Origin of the sequence: Lactiplantibacillus brownii (assembly GCF_031085375.1) — a bacterium.
Taxonomy (GTDB): Bacteria; Bacillota; Bacilli; order Lactobacillales; family Lactobacillaceae; genus Lactiplantibacillus; species Lactiplantibacillus brownii.
Genome location: NZ_JAVCWF010000001.1, coordinates 454,698 through 470,698 on the forward strand (window position 1 = coordinate 454,698; position 16,001 = coordinate 470,698).

General features: G+C 45.1%; 15 protein-coding genes and 1 other annotated feature. All 15 genes read left to right on the forward strand.

The features are described 5' to 3' along the window. Positions 1–174 precede the first annotated feature (174 nt). The 15 genes from RA086_RS01785 (at position 175) to ispE (ending at position 15,757) form a co-directional block, all read left to right on the forward strand. Entirely contained in the window at positions 175–954 is a 780-nt protein-coding gene (locus RA086_RS01785; protein ID WP_308702219.1) for a carbon-nitrogen family hydrolase, read from the forward strand. Positions 955–1,402: 448 nt separating this feature from the next. Then, positions 1,403–1,594, forward strand: a binding site (T-box leader). Between the two features lie 129 nt (positions 1,595–1,723). Then, a complete protein-coding gene (trpS, locus tag RA086_RS01790) occupies positions 1,724–2,746 on the forward strand; it encodes a tryptophan--tRNA ligase (protein WP_308702220.1) in 1,023 nt (340 codons plus the stop codon). Between the two features lie 255 nt (positions 2,747–3,001). Further along, positions 3,002–3,997, forward strand: coding sequence for a tRNA dihydrouridine synthase (locus RA086_RS01795; protein ID WP_308702221.1), 996 nt, complete (start codon positions 3,002–3,004; stop codon positions 3,995–3,997). Positions 3,998–4,221: 224 nt separating this feature from the next. Continuing rightward, complete coding sequence (locus RA086_RS01800) at positions 4,222–5,145, forward strand: Ppx/GppA family phosphatase (RefSeq protein WP_308702222.1); 924 nt, start codon at positions 4,222–4,224, stop codon at positions 5,143–5,145. Positions 5,146–5,167: 22 nt separating this feature from the next. Beyond that, positions 5,168–6,442 (forward strand): hydroxymethylglutaryl-CoA reductase, degradative, encoded by a 1,275-nt coding sequence (locus RA086_RS01805; RefSeq protein WP_308702223.1) that lies wholly within the window; start codon positions 5,168–5,170, stop codon positions 6,440–6,442. Then, the gene (locus RA086_RS01810) at positions 6,435–7,394 is read left to right on the forward strand and encodes an IpaB/EvcA family protein (protein ID WP_308702224.1); all 960 of its coding nucleotides are present in this window, start codon (positions 6,435–6,437) and stop codon (positions 7,392–7,394) included. Before RA086_RS01805 ends, RA086_RS01810 begins: the two co-directional genes overlap by 8 nt. A gap of 18 nt (positions 7,395–7,412) precedes the next feature. Then, on the forward strand, positions 7,413–8,114 hold the full coding sequence (locus RA086_RS01815) for an NAD-dependent protein deacylase (RefSeq protein ID WP_407659044.1): 702 nt from the start codon (positions 7,413–7,415) through the stop codon (positions 8,112–8,114). 1 nt (position 8,115) lies between these two features. Further along, on the forward strand, positions 8,116–8,958 hold the full coding sequence (locus RA086_RS01820; protein ID WP_308702225.1) for a DUF72 domain-containing protein: 843 nt from the start codon (positions 8,116–8,118) through the stop codon (positions 8,956–8,958). Positions 8,959–9,471: 513 nt separating this feature from the next. Beyond that, the gene (gene metG, locus RA086_RS01825) at positions 9,472–11,532 is read left to right on the forward strand and encodes a methionine--tRNA ligase (RefSeq protein WP_308702226.1); all 2,061 of its coding nucleotides are present in this window, start codon (positions 9,472–9,474) and stop codon (positions 11,530–11,532) included. 191 nt (positions 11,533–11,723) lie between these two features. After that, positions 11,724–11,978: an AbrB/MazE/SpoVT family DNA-binding domain-containing protein gene (locus RA086_RS01830; protein ID WP_308702227.1), complete on the forward strand. Its 255-nt coding sequence runs from the start codon at positions 11,724–11,726 to the stop codon at positions 11,976–11,978. A 212-nt stretch (positions 11,979–12,190) separates the two neighbouring features. Continuing rightward, the gene (locus tag RA086_RS01835; RefSeq protein ID WP_308702228.1) at positions 12,191–12,967 is read left to right on the forward strand and encodes a TatD family hydrolase; all 777 of its coding nucleotides are present in this window, start codon (positions 12,191–12,193) and stop codon (positions 12,965–12,967) included. Beyond that, a complete protein-coding gene (gene rnmV / locus RA086_RS01840) occupies positions 12,954–13,520 on the forward strand; it encodes a ribonuclease M5 (protein ID WP_308702229.1) in 567 nt (188 codons plus the stop codon). Before RA086_RS01835 ends, rnmV begins: the two co-directional genes overlap by 14 nt. Beyond that, positions 13,517–14,404: a 16S rRNA (adenine(1518)-N(6)/adenine(1519)-N(6))-dimethyltransferase RsmA gene (gene rsmA, locus RA086_RS01845; RefSeq protein ID WP_308702230.1), complete on the forward strand. Its 888-nt coding sequence runs from the start codon at positions 13,517–13,519 to the stop codon at positions 14,402–14,404. Before rnmV ends, rsmA begins: the two co-directional genes overlap by 4 nt. A gap of 105 nt (positions 14,405–14,509) precedes the next feature. Further along, positions 14,510–14,761: a Veg family protein gene (locus RA086_RS01850; protein ID WP_137607841.1), complete on the forward strand. Its 252-nt coding sequence runs from the start codon at positions 14,510–14,512 to the stop codon at positions 14,759–14,761. 129 nt (positions 14,762–14,890) lie between these two features. Then, entirely contained in the window at positions 14,891–15,757 is an 867-nt protein-coding gene (gene ispE, locus RA086_RS01855; RefSeq protein ID WP_308702231.1) for a 4-(cytidine 5'-diphospho)-2-C-methyl-D-erythritol kinase, read from the forward strand. Positions 15,758–16,001: the final 244 nt, after the last annotated feature.

Sequence of the window (16,001 nt, forward strand, 5' to 3'; positions counted from 1 at the left end):
AGCGCCTGAATTGCAGGTGCTTTTTTGAGACTTGGTATTTGACGGCCTAGTCGTATCGCATTTACCAATATCTGGTTAACTTGCCGCATCGGCTATTTTGACGTCACGACTTGCAACTGCTTTCGGATTACTCTAGGATGATTTTAATAATTCTAATTGAAAGTCAGTGATGAGATGCGAGTAGCTTTAGCACAATTAGATATTCAGTTTGGCAATCCAGATGAGAATTTTCGGCAAGTAACCACGGCCATCATGAAAGCGGCTGAAGAGGCAGTGGACGTGATTGTTTTGCCGGAAATGTGGAATACGGGGTACGCGCTGACCCGGTTAGCGGCGTTGGCGGATTTGAATGGGGAGCGTACCCAAAAATTGCTCAGTCAACTTGCCAAGCAATTTAACGTGGCAATTGTTGGCGGCTCAGTCGCAGTTGAGCGTGACGGCGCTTATTATAATGAGATGTTAGTGTTGAACCGGCAGGGTGAGTTGATTAGTTGCTATGATAAAGTGCATCGGTTTGGATTGATGGGCGAAGATCGGTATATCACCGCTGGCAAGACGCCCAATATTTTTCCAATTGATGGGCATCCGGCGATGGGCGCTATTTGTTATGATATTCGTTTTCCAGAATGGCTGCGAACACAAGCCGCTCAGGGGCCTGAGGTGATTTTTGTCAGCGCGGAATGGCCTACTATACGACTGCCACAATGGCGAATCTTGCTACAGGCGCGCGCTATTGAAAATCAAGCTTTTGTGGTGGCAGTCAATCGTGTCGGCAGTGATCCAGACAATAATTTTGGTGGGCAATCGTTAGTGATTGATCCCTTAGGTCAAATTATTGCTGAAGCAGGGTCTCATCCTCAAATTGTGACTGCTAAGTTAGATTTAGCCCAAGTAACGCAGGTTCGAGGCAGTATGCCGGTATTTGCGGATCGTCGACCGGAACTGTATCAATAGAAAACTGAGGTTCAGTCAATGAACTTTTCAGAATCAAAAGTGAGTACCAGTTACCCAAACAATTCTTTGTTAGTGCATCGTAGCCACTATATTTATTAAAGTCGCTCATTAATTGTCTGTCTCCGCTGACCAGCACGTTAAATAGTGATTTAAAAAAGAAACATTGATAAATCCAACGAAAAACCAATTAATATTAGAATTACTGATTAGTGCAGGGCGGGCTGGATGATGCTCAGTGGTGAAATTTTCCTTTGCTGGTGGGCTTCCAGCTTAGGAAAAGCAGACCGCCCTTTGGCTCACAAACGTGGCCACCACGTTCCAGCATCAGTCCAGACCAACCGGAACGGCAGGCTAGTTGGATACTTATAGATATGATAGCTACACCACACTAGTTTAGTTCCTTCGAATTTATTTTGACAGGCGCGGGCGTAACGCTTACACTGAATGTAATTAATCGTTGAAGAAAAGAAAAGTAAGGCGTCCAATGACAGAGACCTAGCAACCGCTGAAAGCTAGGACGGACAATTGAATTGGCTTTTTGGAGATTTGGTGAGAACCGGGAACCCACCCTTATCGGTGTAATGAGTGGCAGAAAAATTTTTCTGCAATTTAGGTGGTACCACGGTAATGCGTCCTAATTGACTAGAGTTAGTCAATGGGGCGTTTTTTTGTTAGCTCACAGTGTTACCGAACACGTTGCGGCAATTCTGCACTTAGGCGCTAGCCATAATGACAAGTAACGTTTCAATTATGAAAGGATGTTTTAAACATGACAAAAAAAGTTCTACTAACAGGGGATCGACCAACTGGACAATTGCACATTGGGCATTATGTGGGGTCATTACGTAATCGGGTGGCGCTGCAAAACACTGGCGATTATGACTCATATATTATGATTGCGGATAACCAAGCTTTAACGGATAACGCGCATGATCCTGAAAAGATTCGCAAGAGTTTATTACAAGTCGCAATGGATTATTTGGCCGTTGGTATTAATCCTGAAAAATCAACGATTTTAGTTCAATCACAAATTTCAGCTTTGACGGATATGATGAATCAATTCCTGAATTTGGTCACAGTTGCTCGTTTGAACCGGAATCCTACCGTTAAAACCGAAATTAAGCAAAAGGCGTTTGGCGAAAGTGTACCAGCAGGCTTCTTTGTTTATCCGGTCAGTCAGGCAGCTGATATTACGGCATTTAAAGCAACAACGGTGCCAGTGGGCGATGACCAAGAACCAATGTTGGAACAAACGCGTGAAATTGTGCGGAGTTTCAACCGGACTTACCAACAAGATGTTTTAGTTGAACCAGAAGGGTACTTTCCACCAAAAGGCTTAGGTCGAATTCCTGGTTTAGATGGGAATGCCAAAATGAGTAAATCGCTTGGCAACGCGATCTATTTGGCGGATGACGCGGACACGGTTCAAAAGAAAGTCATGTCCATGTATACTGATCCCGACCATATCCACGTTGAAGATCCTGGTAAGATTGAAGGCAATACGGTCTTCACTTATTTAGATATCTTTGGTGAGGATACCGCCAAGATTGCAGATTTAAAGGCCCAATATCAACATGGTGGTTTGGGTGATGTGAAGATCAAACGTTACTTAATCGAAGTCTTGGACGCCGTATTACGGCCAATTCGGGAACGACGTGCGATTTATGAAGCTGACCCAGCCCAAGTGATGGGTATTTTAAAGGCTGGTACGGCTAAAGCTAACGTGGTCGCAGATCAAACTTGGCGTGAAATGCAAGCGGCGATTGGAATTAACTATTTTGATCAAAAATAAGTGACGACAAAGTAAGCCTGGGAGTAATTCTCAGACTTATTTTTTTGGCTACAGGTCTGCACCATCACAAACGTGCTGATCTATTCCGACATCGAATCAAAATAAAAAAATGATTACAGATGATTGGGGGAATATTTGAAAGCTTGCGTCTTTAGTTGCCATCTTTTTAGACGTCACGATGATAGACACTGCAGTTTGTCACGATTAATGCTAGAATTAAACACAACTTTATTCTGAAAAAGGAGCGTTTTTAACGTGACAGAATCAACTTATTGGTCGGCGATTGCGGCTAAGGCCCGCGCCGCACAACGACCTTTTTTTACCATGGCACCCATGGAAGCCGTGAGCAATACGGTCTTTCGCCAAGTTGTTGCGCGGGCAGCAGCTCCGGATGCCTTTTTTACGGAGTTTGTTTATGCGAAAGGCATTACGACGCCTAACACGAAATTTCCGGTGCACGGCCGTTTATACGTTGCGCCAACTGAAGCAACCAAACCAGTCGTTCAATTGTGGGGCAATGAAGCCGCCGATTTTGTCACGGCCGCAGCCGCACTCAAGGCGAAGGGCTTTGAAGCGATTGATATTAATATGGGGTGTCCCGATGGCACTGTCATAAAAAACCACGGTGGTAGTGATTTGATTCGCCATCCTGAACGGGCAACCGAGGTGATTGCGGCGGCTAAAACGGCCGGTCTAGCCGTGAGTGTCAAGACGCGCTTAGGTTACAGTAAGTTACCTGAATTTCGAGATTGGCTCGCCACACTTTTACGACAAGATGTCGATCTATTAACGGTTCATTTGCGAACGAAGCAAGAGATGAGTAAAGTTGACGCTCATTTTGAGCTGATTGATGAACTAATCAAGTTGCGAGATACCATCGCACCACAAACGTTGTTACAAATTAATGGTGATATTCCCGATTATCAAGCTGGCCTAGCATTGGCACAGCAACATCCAGGGTTAGACGGTATCATGATTGGTCGAGGAATCTTTGCGAATCCTTTTGCCTTCGAAACTCAGCCCCAACCGCATTCATTGGCGGAATTGTTGGATCTGCTTCGTTATCAATTAACGCTATTTGATGATTTTTCAACCCGATATGCGGTCCCTCGTTTTCCGTCATTAAAACGTTTCTTCAAGATTTATGCGCGTCCAGAGTTGGGCGCTACTGAATTGCGGAATGCGATGATGGATGCCAAATCGACGGATGAGGTTCGTAAAATTTTGGCAGCGTCAACGCTCACTCATTAAAATAAATGCTGATCGTTCAGGCAGACAAACACTCGGAATAGCCGAATGCTTGTCTGCTTTTTTGACGATTTTGCTTAAATGCCCAGTCCAAATCAGTCGAAGTGGCAAGTGAAGGCGATCTAAGGCCAATGATTTTGTGACTCAGCGGCCTTCATCGCCCAGTTCACAGCCTTTAATGTTAAAATATAAACAAATAACCTCAACGAAAAGTGAGTGTGGTGTTCATGAGAAATTTAGCAATTGTCGATCTTGGGTCGAATTCGGCCCGGATGGCGGTTAGCCGGTTGCATCCTAATGGGACGGCCGATGAGATCAAACGGGTCAAAGAAGATACGCGGTTGTCCGAAAGTATGGGCACCGAACATGTGCTCCAACCGGCGGCGATTGACCGAACGATTCGGGCGTTGTTAGATTTCAAAAAAATTTATACTCGATTACCCCACACGGATGTGATTGGCATTACGACGGCGGCGGTACGTATGGCCAAAAATCAGGCGGCCTTTTTGGCACGAGTCAAAAAAGAAGTGGGCTTGGAGCTAAAGGTATTGTCTGGTGACGATGAAGCCTACTATGATTACTTGGGTGTGGCGAATTCTTTGGTGATCAATGACTGCTTGATTTTAGATACGGGTGGTGCAAGTTGCGAGCTGATCCTAGTCAAAGGTGGCCGGGAACAACAATTGATTAGTGTCCCGTTTGGCGCTGTGACGCTTTCCGAACAGTTTGAATTGGACGACTTAGTGCCCGCGGCCAACTTATTTCGTGCGCAGATGTTTTTGCGTAATCGGTTGGCCGATATTTGGTGGTTGACCGAAGCGATGCATTTTCCAATTATTTTACTGGGCGGTGCCAACCGGACTTTAGCCCGAGTGAATCGTCGGCGGCAGCAGAAGTTGAAAGTTGAGGACATCCACGGCTACCGCTTGAAAACGGAGACCGTTTATCATACGTTCCTCGACTTGCTCACACGGTCGAAAGCCGGTCGTCAAGATATTTCTGGTATGGAGTACGATCGCGCCGATATTATTGTCGGTGGGATGTTGCCACTAGTGACACTCCTACAAATGTTGGATAGTGACCGGGTGATCTTTTCAGAGAGTGGTGTGCGCGAGGGCATCATCTCGGAACACTTGAATTCAGCAAACTGAACTTAAAGAATGGACTGATTATATGACGGCTGATTTTCGCCATTTTTATCAAAAATCATGGGCCGAACGGACGGCAATTGTTGCCGAACAAGCGCAGCTCTCGACTGCAGAAACGGCTTTGTTTAAGCAATACTATTTACCGCAACACAGTGAAATTATTGAGAATTATCTGACAGATTACCCATTGCCGATGGGGTTAGCGGTCAATTTTGTGGTGGATGATCACCCTTATATCGTGCCAATGGTCACAGAAGAACCTTCCGTGATTGCTGCGGCCAGCAATGGCGCTAAGATTGTGAAGCGCGCTGGTGGATTCACCACGAAGCTCACCAAACGAGAAATGGTGGGTCAAATTGTTTTGGAGCAATTGGCTGATCCAGCTAAAACCGCTGAAATCATCATGGCTCATCAAGCCGACTTGTTAGTGGTAGCCGATGCGGCCCATCCAAGTTTGAAAAAGCGCGGTGGTGGTGCGCGCCGGTTGCGCACACGAGACCTTGGTCAAGGTTACTTGTCGATTGATTTGTTTGTAGATGTGCAGGCCGCAATGGGGGCCAACATGCTCAATAGTATGCTGGAAGCTGTTGCGAAATCAGTCGGCGTCTTAACGAAAACGAACGCGTTGATGAGCATTTTATCCAATTACGCCACTGCCAGTTTAGTCCAAGCGACCTGTGAGTTACCGGTCAGTCTCTTGCAGGCTGGTCGGTATGCTGGCAAACTAGTGGCGCAGAAAATCGCCTCAGCTAGTACCGTTGCCCAGATTGATCCATATCGCGCAGCGACTCATAATAAGGGCATCATGAATGGCATTGATGCGTTAGCCATTGCGACCGGCAATGATTGGCGTGCGCTTGAAAGTGGCATTCATGCTTATGCGGCTCGCGATGGTCAATATCGGGGCGTAAGCACTTGGACCACGGATGGGCAGACGTTGACGGGGACCATCACGTTGCCATTACCGGTGGGGATTGTTGGTGGCTCGATTAAAATTAACGCGCTCGCTCAATTGAACCAACGTATTCTGGGCCTACAAACGGCACCAGAATTAGCCAAAGTGATGGTTGCGCTTGGTCTAGCTCAGAACTTAGCGGCCTTACGAGCATTGGTTACGACCGGGATTCAACAAGGTCACATGCATTTACAACTGAAGTCTTTAGCTTTAGCGGCCGGTGCGACGGCCACCGAATTACCAATCGTCTTGCAGCAATTGGAACAAGCCCCACAACAAGACCTCGCAACGACGCAACATTTAATTAAAAAATTACGACAAACAAAGGAAGAAACTGATGACTGAACCTAAATTAACGCAAACTTTAACGGACTTACTCGGTACAACCAACTCGCTTTATCCAGGCAACGTGACCGTTTCATTTGGACATGATGAGGCCGGGTATGTGCGTCATGACCAAGCTAATCAAGTGATGCATGCCGGGAATATCGACATTCATGTGGCGGATGTCACCGCGCCAAACTATACGGCTTCACATGAAATGTTGCACCTATTATTGCTATTACAAGGATTTCCGCAAATCACGTTTAATTTGACGACGCGGAATCAGCAACTTGACGAACAATTGATGGCGATTGCGATGGAATTATACGATGCTGTCGCGCATGTCTTGGTCGTCAAAAAGCAGCGTGAACATGCGCTGATTGATGACCAGATTGAAACCTTATATTTTAAAGGTATCTATGCCACGATTGATCCTGAAAAGCCACAACAAACCGATGCGATGATGACGCTACGATTACTCACGTTGACCGATCTACTCGTCTTCTTTCATGGTGATTTGACTGCCGATCTGTTGGCAAAAGTTACCGCGGACTTTCCGAAGTCTTGGGCAGCGGCGCAAAAACTTTATACGGTGATTACAGAGAAAGCCGTAGATACGCCATTTGCCATGCGACGGGCCGTCGTGAAATTATTCAAGGCGTTTGATGAACAGATGGCCTTGTGGGAACTGCCATTGTTGCATGGTAGTGAGTTTGTCACGATGCAGTCCGTCTTTAGTGAGCACCAATTACGGCTCGAAGTGCGCCAATTATTTGATGTGTATCATTCTGACATGCTTGATAAGACTAAAAATACGCGGGCTTACATTGGATTGAACAAAGGTGACCGCCAAAATGCGTTTGTCGTGCCAGCACCAGCGCAAAAAAAGAGTGACGAATTTTTCAAAGAATTATATGGCAAAACGGTCAAAGAATTATTTACGGACTTAGACTTACCCTTTACGTTGCGGTAAGTCGACTCAAGGGGGGCCTTGAAAGTGACGACTGCACAAGAAGCGTTACAAACAGCGCAACACATTGTTTTTATGACGGGGGCTGGGGTTTCAACGCCCTCAGGGATTCCAGATTATCGGTCTAAAAATGGCCTGTATACGGGTCATCACAATGCGGAATATTATTTAAGTCATGCTTATTTGGCAAGTGACCCGGAAGGCTTTTATCATTATTTAAAAGAAAATTTGTATTATCCTGATGCCAAACCCAATGTGATTCATCAAAAGATGGCGGCGTTGACACAACAAGGCCGTGCTGGGGTGATTACCCAAAATATTGATAATTTATATCAGATGGCTGGGACTAAAAATCTCGTTGAATTTCATGGGAACCTTTATCAGATTTATTGTACAAAATGTGGGCAAGACGTGCCGTTTCAAGATTACTTGAAGGCGCCATATCACAACACAGACCAGGGCTATTTGCGGCCCAAGGTGGTGCTTTATGATGAAGGCATTGCGCAGCAGAATGTTGACCGGTCGTTGAAACTGTTGCGGCAGGCTGATCTGGTCGTCATTTGCGGCACGTCATTTCGGGTCTATCCGTTTGCTGGTTTGATTGATTATCGGAATTCGGCGGCAAAAGTGATGGTCATCAATGAAGAACCGTTACAGTTGCCATTTGAATTTGAAATGGTGCAGGCGAATGCCGTTGACTTTTTTGAAGGGGTGACAGTTTGATATGATTACAATTGGCTTAACCACTTGGACGGAACACCCCAGTTTACTTGGGGGAACGGATAAGCTCACGTTGACGGAATATTCGGGCGTGTTGCCGGTTGTTGAAGTTGATACGCCATTTTATGGGATTCCAAAACCGAGTACCGTTGCCAAATGGCAAAAGGCAGTCCCAGAAAAGTTTCAATTCATTTTAAAGGCCAATCAAACGATGACCTTACACGATACTTATGAAGATGGGGTGTCGATGGACGCTTTAAAGACGGCCTACAAGGAGTACCGCGCGATGCTGAAGCCGTTGACTCAGCATCATCAATTGAAAGCCATCTTATTTCAATTTCCACCATTTTTTGAACGCTCAACCCGTAATTTTCATTACTTACAACGGGTCGTACAGTGGTTACCGGGACTGCCTATTGCGGTTGAATTTCGTAACCAAAGCTGGTATGAGCCAGGCGTGAAGGATTCAGTCTTTGATTTTCTCAAAGACCTGGGAATCGTGCATGTCATGGTTGATGAACCCCATGCGATGAATGACGGTGTGAGTTTTGAACCGGTCGTCACGAATCCCAACCTGGCCATAATGCGGCTGCATGGTCGCAACCAGCAAGGCTGGTCAGCTAAAGGCAAAAACTGGCGTAGTCAACGGACCCTTTATCGGTACAATGCCACTGAGTTAGCCGAATTTAAAACGACTATTGAACAACTTCAGCCTAAAGTGAAGGAAATCTGTGTGATTTTTAATAATAATTCTGGGGGCGACGCAGCGGACAACGCCTTGGCGTTAAAGACCTTATTAGGGGTTTCGTTTGGCGACCTCGGACCACAGCAACTGGATTTATTCTAACCGTTTCCTAAGCAACGGCGGAAGTATGATACAATGAAAAAGAATCTAACTAAAAATGTTAATCCTAATGTTTTATGTTAGCTAAATGGTTCCTAACCACTCTGGTTGGTCCAGAATCGGCTGGAACGTGGTGGCCACGTTTGTGAGCCAAATGGCGGTCTCACAAGCCGGGCTTTATCTAAGTCGCAAAAACCGCAACTAAGATAAACGACACCACTGAGCCAATTCTGGCCCGCCCGGCGTTAAATGACTGATTATTTGGTAGTCACAACGTGTCACAGGAATCCGGCATTTAGCCGAGAGGTTGGGGACTAAAATGCTCAGCCATGAGATTTGTCTTAGTTCGGGTGATTTTTCCCGGACTTAGACAAAGGCCAGTTTTGAAGACCGCTTTTTGGCTTAAAAATGGCCCATGGCGTTCCAGCGTTTTAGGCCCCAACCGGCAGGCGGAAAGTTTAGCTAGCACAACACGTTAATAGCGACTTAATAACATGTTTGAAGGGAATTAAAGTCATGGCAGACACAAAACCAACTTATTATATTACGACGCCGATTTATTACCCCTCCGGTAAATTACACATCGGTAACTCATATACCACGATTGCGTGTGATACATTGGCACGCTACAAACGCGCCATGGGTTACGATGTCTTTTTCTTGACTGGGACGGATGAACACGGCTTAAAAATTGAAGAAAAAGCAGAAAAACTACACACTGATCCTAAGAGCTATGTCGATGGCATGGCTAAAGATATCAAAGCGCTCTGGAAATTATTGGAAATTTCGAATGATAAATTTATTCGGACGACTGATGATTATCATGAACATGCGGTACAAGTTATTTTTGACCGCTTGTTGAAGCAAGGCGATATTTACCTTGGTGACTATGAAGGCTGGTATTCGGTTGATGATGAAGAATACTTCACCGAAACGCAACTAGCCCAAGTCGACCGTGATGAAAATGGTAAAATGATTGGCGGAACGGCACCTAGTGGGCATAAAGTTGAACTCGTGAAGGAGCAATCTTACTTCTTTAAGATGAGTAAGTATGCGGATTGGTTGTTGAATTACTACCAAACACATCCTAACTTTATTCAACCAGCCAACCGGATGAATGAAATGGTCAATAACTTTATCAAGCCTGGTTTGGAAGACTTAGCTGTCACCCGGACAAGCTTTACTTGGGGCGTTCCAGTTAAGACGGATCCTAAGCATGTCGTTTATGTTTGGCTGGATGCTTTGATGAACTATATCACGGCATTGGGTTACGCGACCGATGGCGATGACCAATTGTTCAAGAAATACTGGCCTGCTAACGTACAAATGGTCGGCAAAGAAATCGTGCGGTTCCATACGATTTACTGGCCAATTTTCTTGCACGCATTAGGCTTAGAATTACCAGAAACGGTCTTCGGCCATGGTTGGTTACTCATGAGTGACGATAAAATGTCCAAATCCAAAGGCAACGTCATTTATCCTGAAACGATCGTTGAACATTATGGCTTGGATGCGCTACGTTATTATCTGATCAAGGCAATGCCTTATGGGAATGATGGGTCATTTACGCCTGAAGATTTTGTGGCTAAAGTAAACTATGATTTGGCCAATGATCTGGGGAACTTGTTGAACCGGACTGTTGCCATGATCAATAAATATGAAGCCGGTAAGTTGCCTGAATTTAAGGCAGGGGTGACCGAATTTGATGCTGACCTAGAACAAACGGCCGCTGAAACGATCACTAATTACAACGACTGGATGGACAAGTTGCATCTTTCCGATGCGTTAAGCGAAATCTGGAAGTTGGTCAGCCGGACTAACAAGTATATCGACGAAACCGCGCCTTGGCAGTTAGCTAAGAGTGACGATGCGGCGGATACTGAAAAACTAGCCAGTGTCATGGCACATTTAGCTGCTAGCTTACGGGTTATTGGCAGTTTGATTAGCCCGGTAATGACTCATGCACCAAAAGAAATCTTTACGCAATTAGGTTTGGATCCCGAAAGCTTGTCATTGATCGACTTGAAGCTCAGTGATTTACCAGCCGGTAAGCAAGTCGTTGCAAAGGGAACACCGATTTTTCCACGGTTAGACATGGCAAAAGAAGTCGACTTTTTGAAGGGTCAAATGACCCAATCAGACAAGAAGAAGGGCCGCTCTGCGATGGCCGCTGCCGCTAAAGCTGAAGTTGCCAAGCACGAAGCAGCCATTGAAGGCGATTGGAATCCAGCTGAAACGAAGTTGAATTTGACGAAGCCAGAAATGGTCTTTGAAAAAGTTGAACTCAAGGTTGCCGAAGTGGTGACCGTTCAAAAAATGAAGGGCAGTAGTAAGCTATTGCAATTCCGTTTGGACGCTGGGGATGAAGATCATCGACAGATTCTTTCAGGAATCGCGAAGTGGTATCCAGAACCAGAAGAGTTAATTGGTAAGAAAGTAATTATTGTGGGTAACTTGAAGCCCCGCAAGATGATGGGCCAATTGAGTCAAGGCATGTTATTATCAGCGGAACATGGTGATGAAGTTCAATTGATCACCGTCCCTGATAACTTGCCAAATGGGTCCTTAATTTCATAAGAAGTAGTTTGATGTCGTTGTCCATTTTGGATGACGATTTTTTTGTTGGAAAAATTCTGAATAGTAAAAGTGATTGCCCTTGTTTTGCGTAATTGATCATTGAATCGTTAGGAAAAGTTCGGTCAGGGGTGTATACTCATGCCATGTTTATGACGACCCTGCAAGCAGAGTTCTGAATGAGGTGAAGAGATATGGTCACGACAAAAATTGTTAAGTTAGGTCATTCGCAAGGTATTAGATTGCCAAAGTCCCTCTTGAAAGAAGTGGGCATCGATGAGCCGATTAACACACCAGTTCGAGTGTCAATTGAAGACGGTAAAATTGTTATCATGCCAGCGCAATCGTTAATGCAACGATTTGCGGGCTTTGATTTGGACACATATTGGCAGGAGAACGATTCCGAGGAATATGATTGGGGCAAATCGGTGGGAAAAGAAATTTTTTGAGTGCTTTACACAGTTTAAGCTGCTGAAATAGGAAATGGCACTTGTCGCAGAGTCATTTCAGTAGGCAGTAATTAGGATGGCAAGAACGTCTTTTGTTTTGAGAGGTTTTCGGCATCCTTTTTTTACGTTCATTTTTTGGTCTCACTTGCGCAACATGTTAAAATCAACTATGATTACAAATTGAATGTCAAAATTGAAAAGGGGTTACGGTCGTGCGAATTTTTGATTCCCATACCCATTTAAATGATGAAGCGTTTATTAACGATGTTCCAAAATATTTAGCGCAGGCGAAGGCTTTGGACGTTGTCCGGATGGCAATTGTGGGTTCTAACACTCAGTTGAATGCGGACGCCATTAAATTAGCGGAAACTTATCCAGAATTGGTCGCTATCGTTGGCTGGCATCCAGAAGATTCCAAAAATTATGATACCGCCGCTGAAAAATTGTTGATCAAACAACTGCAACACCCCAAGGTAGTCGCATTAGGCGAAATTGGGCTCGATTATCACTGGGACACCTCGCCACGTGAGCGACAACGGCAAGTGTTTGCGCGTCAAGTCGCAATAGCCAAAGACATGCAACTACCAATTTCAGTGCATAATCGGGATGCCTTTGAGGATACTTACAAGATTTTAAAAGCTGCCGATATCCGTGATACTGGCGGTGTCATGCATAGTTTTAACGGTGATCCTGAATGGCTGAAACGTTTCTTAGATCTCGGCATGCACATCTCCTATAGCGGGGTAGCCTCCTTTAAACATGCGGATGAAGTCCATGATGCTGTTAAACAAACCCCAGCGGAGAGCTTAATGGTTGAAACGGATGCGCCTTATTTAACGCCAGAACCTTATCGTGGCAAACAAAATGAACCAGGTTTTACTCGGTATGTCGTTGAGGCCGTCGCCAAGTTACGTGAAACGCCCGCCGACGAAATTGCCGCTCAAACTTATCAAAATGCAGAGGACTTATTCAAGATTGAAGAAGATTAAAGAAGTTATCGTCGTTGAAGGTAAGGACGACACTAAACGGTTAGCCTTGGCAGTCAATGCCGATACGATTGAAACCAACGGCTCAGCCGTTAGTGATGAAACGGTGGGGCAAATCAAAAAATTACAGGCGTCGCGTGGCGTCATCGTTTTCACCGATCCTGACTTTTCTGGTGAACGGATTCGACGGATTATTTCTGCGGCCGTGCCCGGTGTCAAACATGCCTTTTTGCCCCGCAAAGCAGGTGTGCCAACGAAAGCGGGGGGCAGTTTAGGCGTAGAACATGCCAGTCCTGACGCTATTCGGACAGCTTTAGCGCACTTATATACTGAAAATCTGAGTGAGCCAACGACTTTGATTAGTCAATCAGATCTGATCAAGGCTGGGCTGTTGGCAGGTCCTGCTGCACGTCAACGCCGTGAGAAGCTCGGCGAAGTGCTGAAAATTGGTTATGTCAATGGGAAACAATTACCAAAACGGCTCCAACTATTCCAAGTCCAACCGGCCGATTTCTGGCAGGCGGTCGACCAAATCAACCTTGAGGAGAAAAAATGAGTAAAGAAATTGATATTGCAAATCCCGCTCGTACCCAGGCGATTATGAATTCATATGGTTTGAGAGTTAAGAAAAGTCTCGGCCAAAACTTTTTAACCGATCAAAACGTGTTGCACAATATTGTGTTCACAGCCGATATTAGTCAAAATGATAATGTGATTGAAATTGGTCCCGGAATTGGCGCGCTGACAGAATATTTGGCCCGCGTTGCCCATCAAGTTTTAGCATTTGAAATTGATGACCGGTTGTTGCCAATCTTGGATGAAACCTTGGCTGACTACGACAACGTGGAAGTGATTAATCAGGATATCTTGAAGACCGACTTACCAGCGATGATTGCTGAGCATTTAGATGCGGATCATCCACTAAAGTTAGTTGCCAATTTGCCTTATTACATTACGACGCCAATTTTAATGGGCGTTTTATCCGGACCAATCAAGTTTGAAAATATCGTTGTTATGATGCAAAAGGAAGTTGCAGATCGTTTAGCGGCAGAACCAGGCACCAAAGCCTATGGCGCATTGACGATTGCGGTGCAATATCGCATGGCTGCTGAACTTGCCATGATCGTGCCACGGACAGTTTTTGTGCCGGCACCGAACGTGGATTCAGCGATTGTTAAGTTAACTGCCCTACCGACACGGGTCCATGTGCCATTCGATGAAGGAGCTTTCTTTAAGGTTGTTAAAGCGGGTTTTGCTCATCGGCGAAAGAATTTATGGAATAATATGCAAAGTCTTTTTGGCAAGTTGCCAGAAACGAAAAATGCCATTCAGATGGCGCTTGACGCGGCTGGAATCGATCCAAAAATTCGCGCAGAACGGCTCTCGGTCGATGAATTTATTACCTTGACCGATGCGTTACACCATGAAAAATTAATCTAATATCGATAGACTTATAAAATTGTTGCACATTGGAAAACCTTGTGATATAATATTGACTTTTCTATGAAAAGCTAGTATAGTTGTTTCACATGAGGAGGTTTCTGAATGCCAATTTCACTAGCTGCAATTAAAGATAAGCTTGACGCTCGCATCGGACAACGTATGAAGGTTGTTGCCCAAGCGGGCCGTAAGAAGACCACTGAACGTCATGGTATCTTAAAAGAAACGTACCGTTCTGTGTTTGTCGTTGATTTAGACCAACAGGAAAACGCATTTGAACGGGTCTCATACAGTTACACGGATGTGTTAACGAAAAACGTTCAAATCGCCTTTGAAGACGAAACAACTGAAGCTTAATTCGCCATGTGCGAACTCTCAATATTAAGACCCCCAGCAAGGTCTTTTTATTTTGGCCTTTAATTAGTATAATTATAGTCAAAGTGAAAACGACCCAAGACATCGCGGTCATAAAAGAGGGTGAGACGCGTGCAGATCGTGGAAAAAGCGCCAGCCAAAATTAATTTAGGGCTGGATACCTTGTTTGAACATCAAAACGGGGATAAAGAATGGAATATGGTCATGACTTCCGTGGATTTGGCCGACTACGTTCAGATTGAAACGTTGCGGACAAATCGCATTGAGGTCGCAACAGATAGTGGCTTTTTGCCGAACGATCGCCGCAATTTAGCATTTCAAGCAGTTAGTTTGCTAAAACGACACTATCATATCCATTCGGGCGTCCGGATTAAAATTAAAAAGGCTATTCCAGTAGCAGCCGGGTTAGGCGGTGGTTCTTCCGATGCTGCCGCGGTTTTGCGTGGCTTAAATCGTCTATGGGAATTGAACTTGGACCTAGCAACCTTGGCAAAACTTGGTCTCAAGATTGATTCGGATGTGCCTTATTGTGTTTATAGTCAAACAGCACATGTGACGGGGAAGGGCGAGCTCGTCCGGCCACTAACGAAGTTGCCACCAATGTGGATCGTGTTGGCGAAGCCGAAGATCAGTGTGTCCACGCCAAACATTTTACGACAAGTTGATTATCGTCAATTGACGGCGCATCCGAATATTGACGGTCTTTTAGCCGGCATTCAGCATCAACAACCGAATGAAATTTTTCCAAATATGGGAAACGTTTTGGAGACCATTACGGCTAAACGTTATCCAGAAATTACGCAGATCAAACAGCAATTGCTGACTTTTGGTGCGGATGCGGCGCAGATGAGTGGCACTGGACCGACTGTTTTTGGTGTTTGTCGGAAACAATCACGTGCGCAACGTGTTTATAATTCGCTAAAGGGTTTTTGCAAGGAAGTCTATTTGGTTCGGCCAGTCAATTTGACGGATCGGTAGGCAACACGCGATACAGGCAATTGATTGTCTGGTTTGAGAACAACTAAATAAGTTAAATGATGACAGACTGCTAATACAAATTAGTGGTCTTTTTTGGCTCACAAACGTGGCCACCACGTTCCAGCATCAGTCCAGACCAACCGGAGCGGCAAATAGAACGGATTATCGTAGCAACGATGCAGTAGTAAGTTGCACTAAATTTGCTTGCAAGTTTTTCAGTTCGGCATGGCTATTCGTGAAGAAT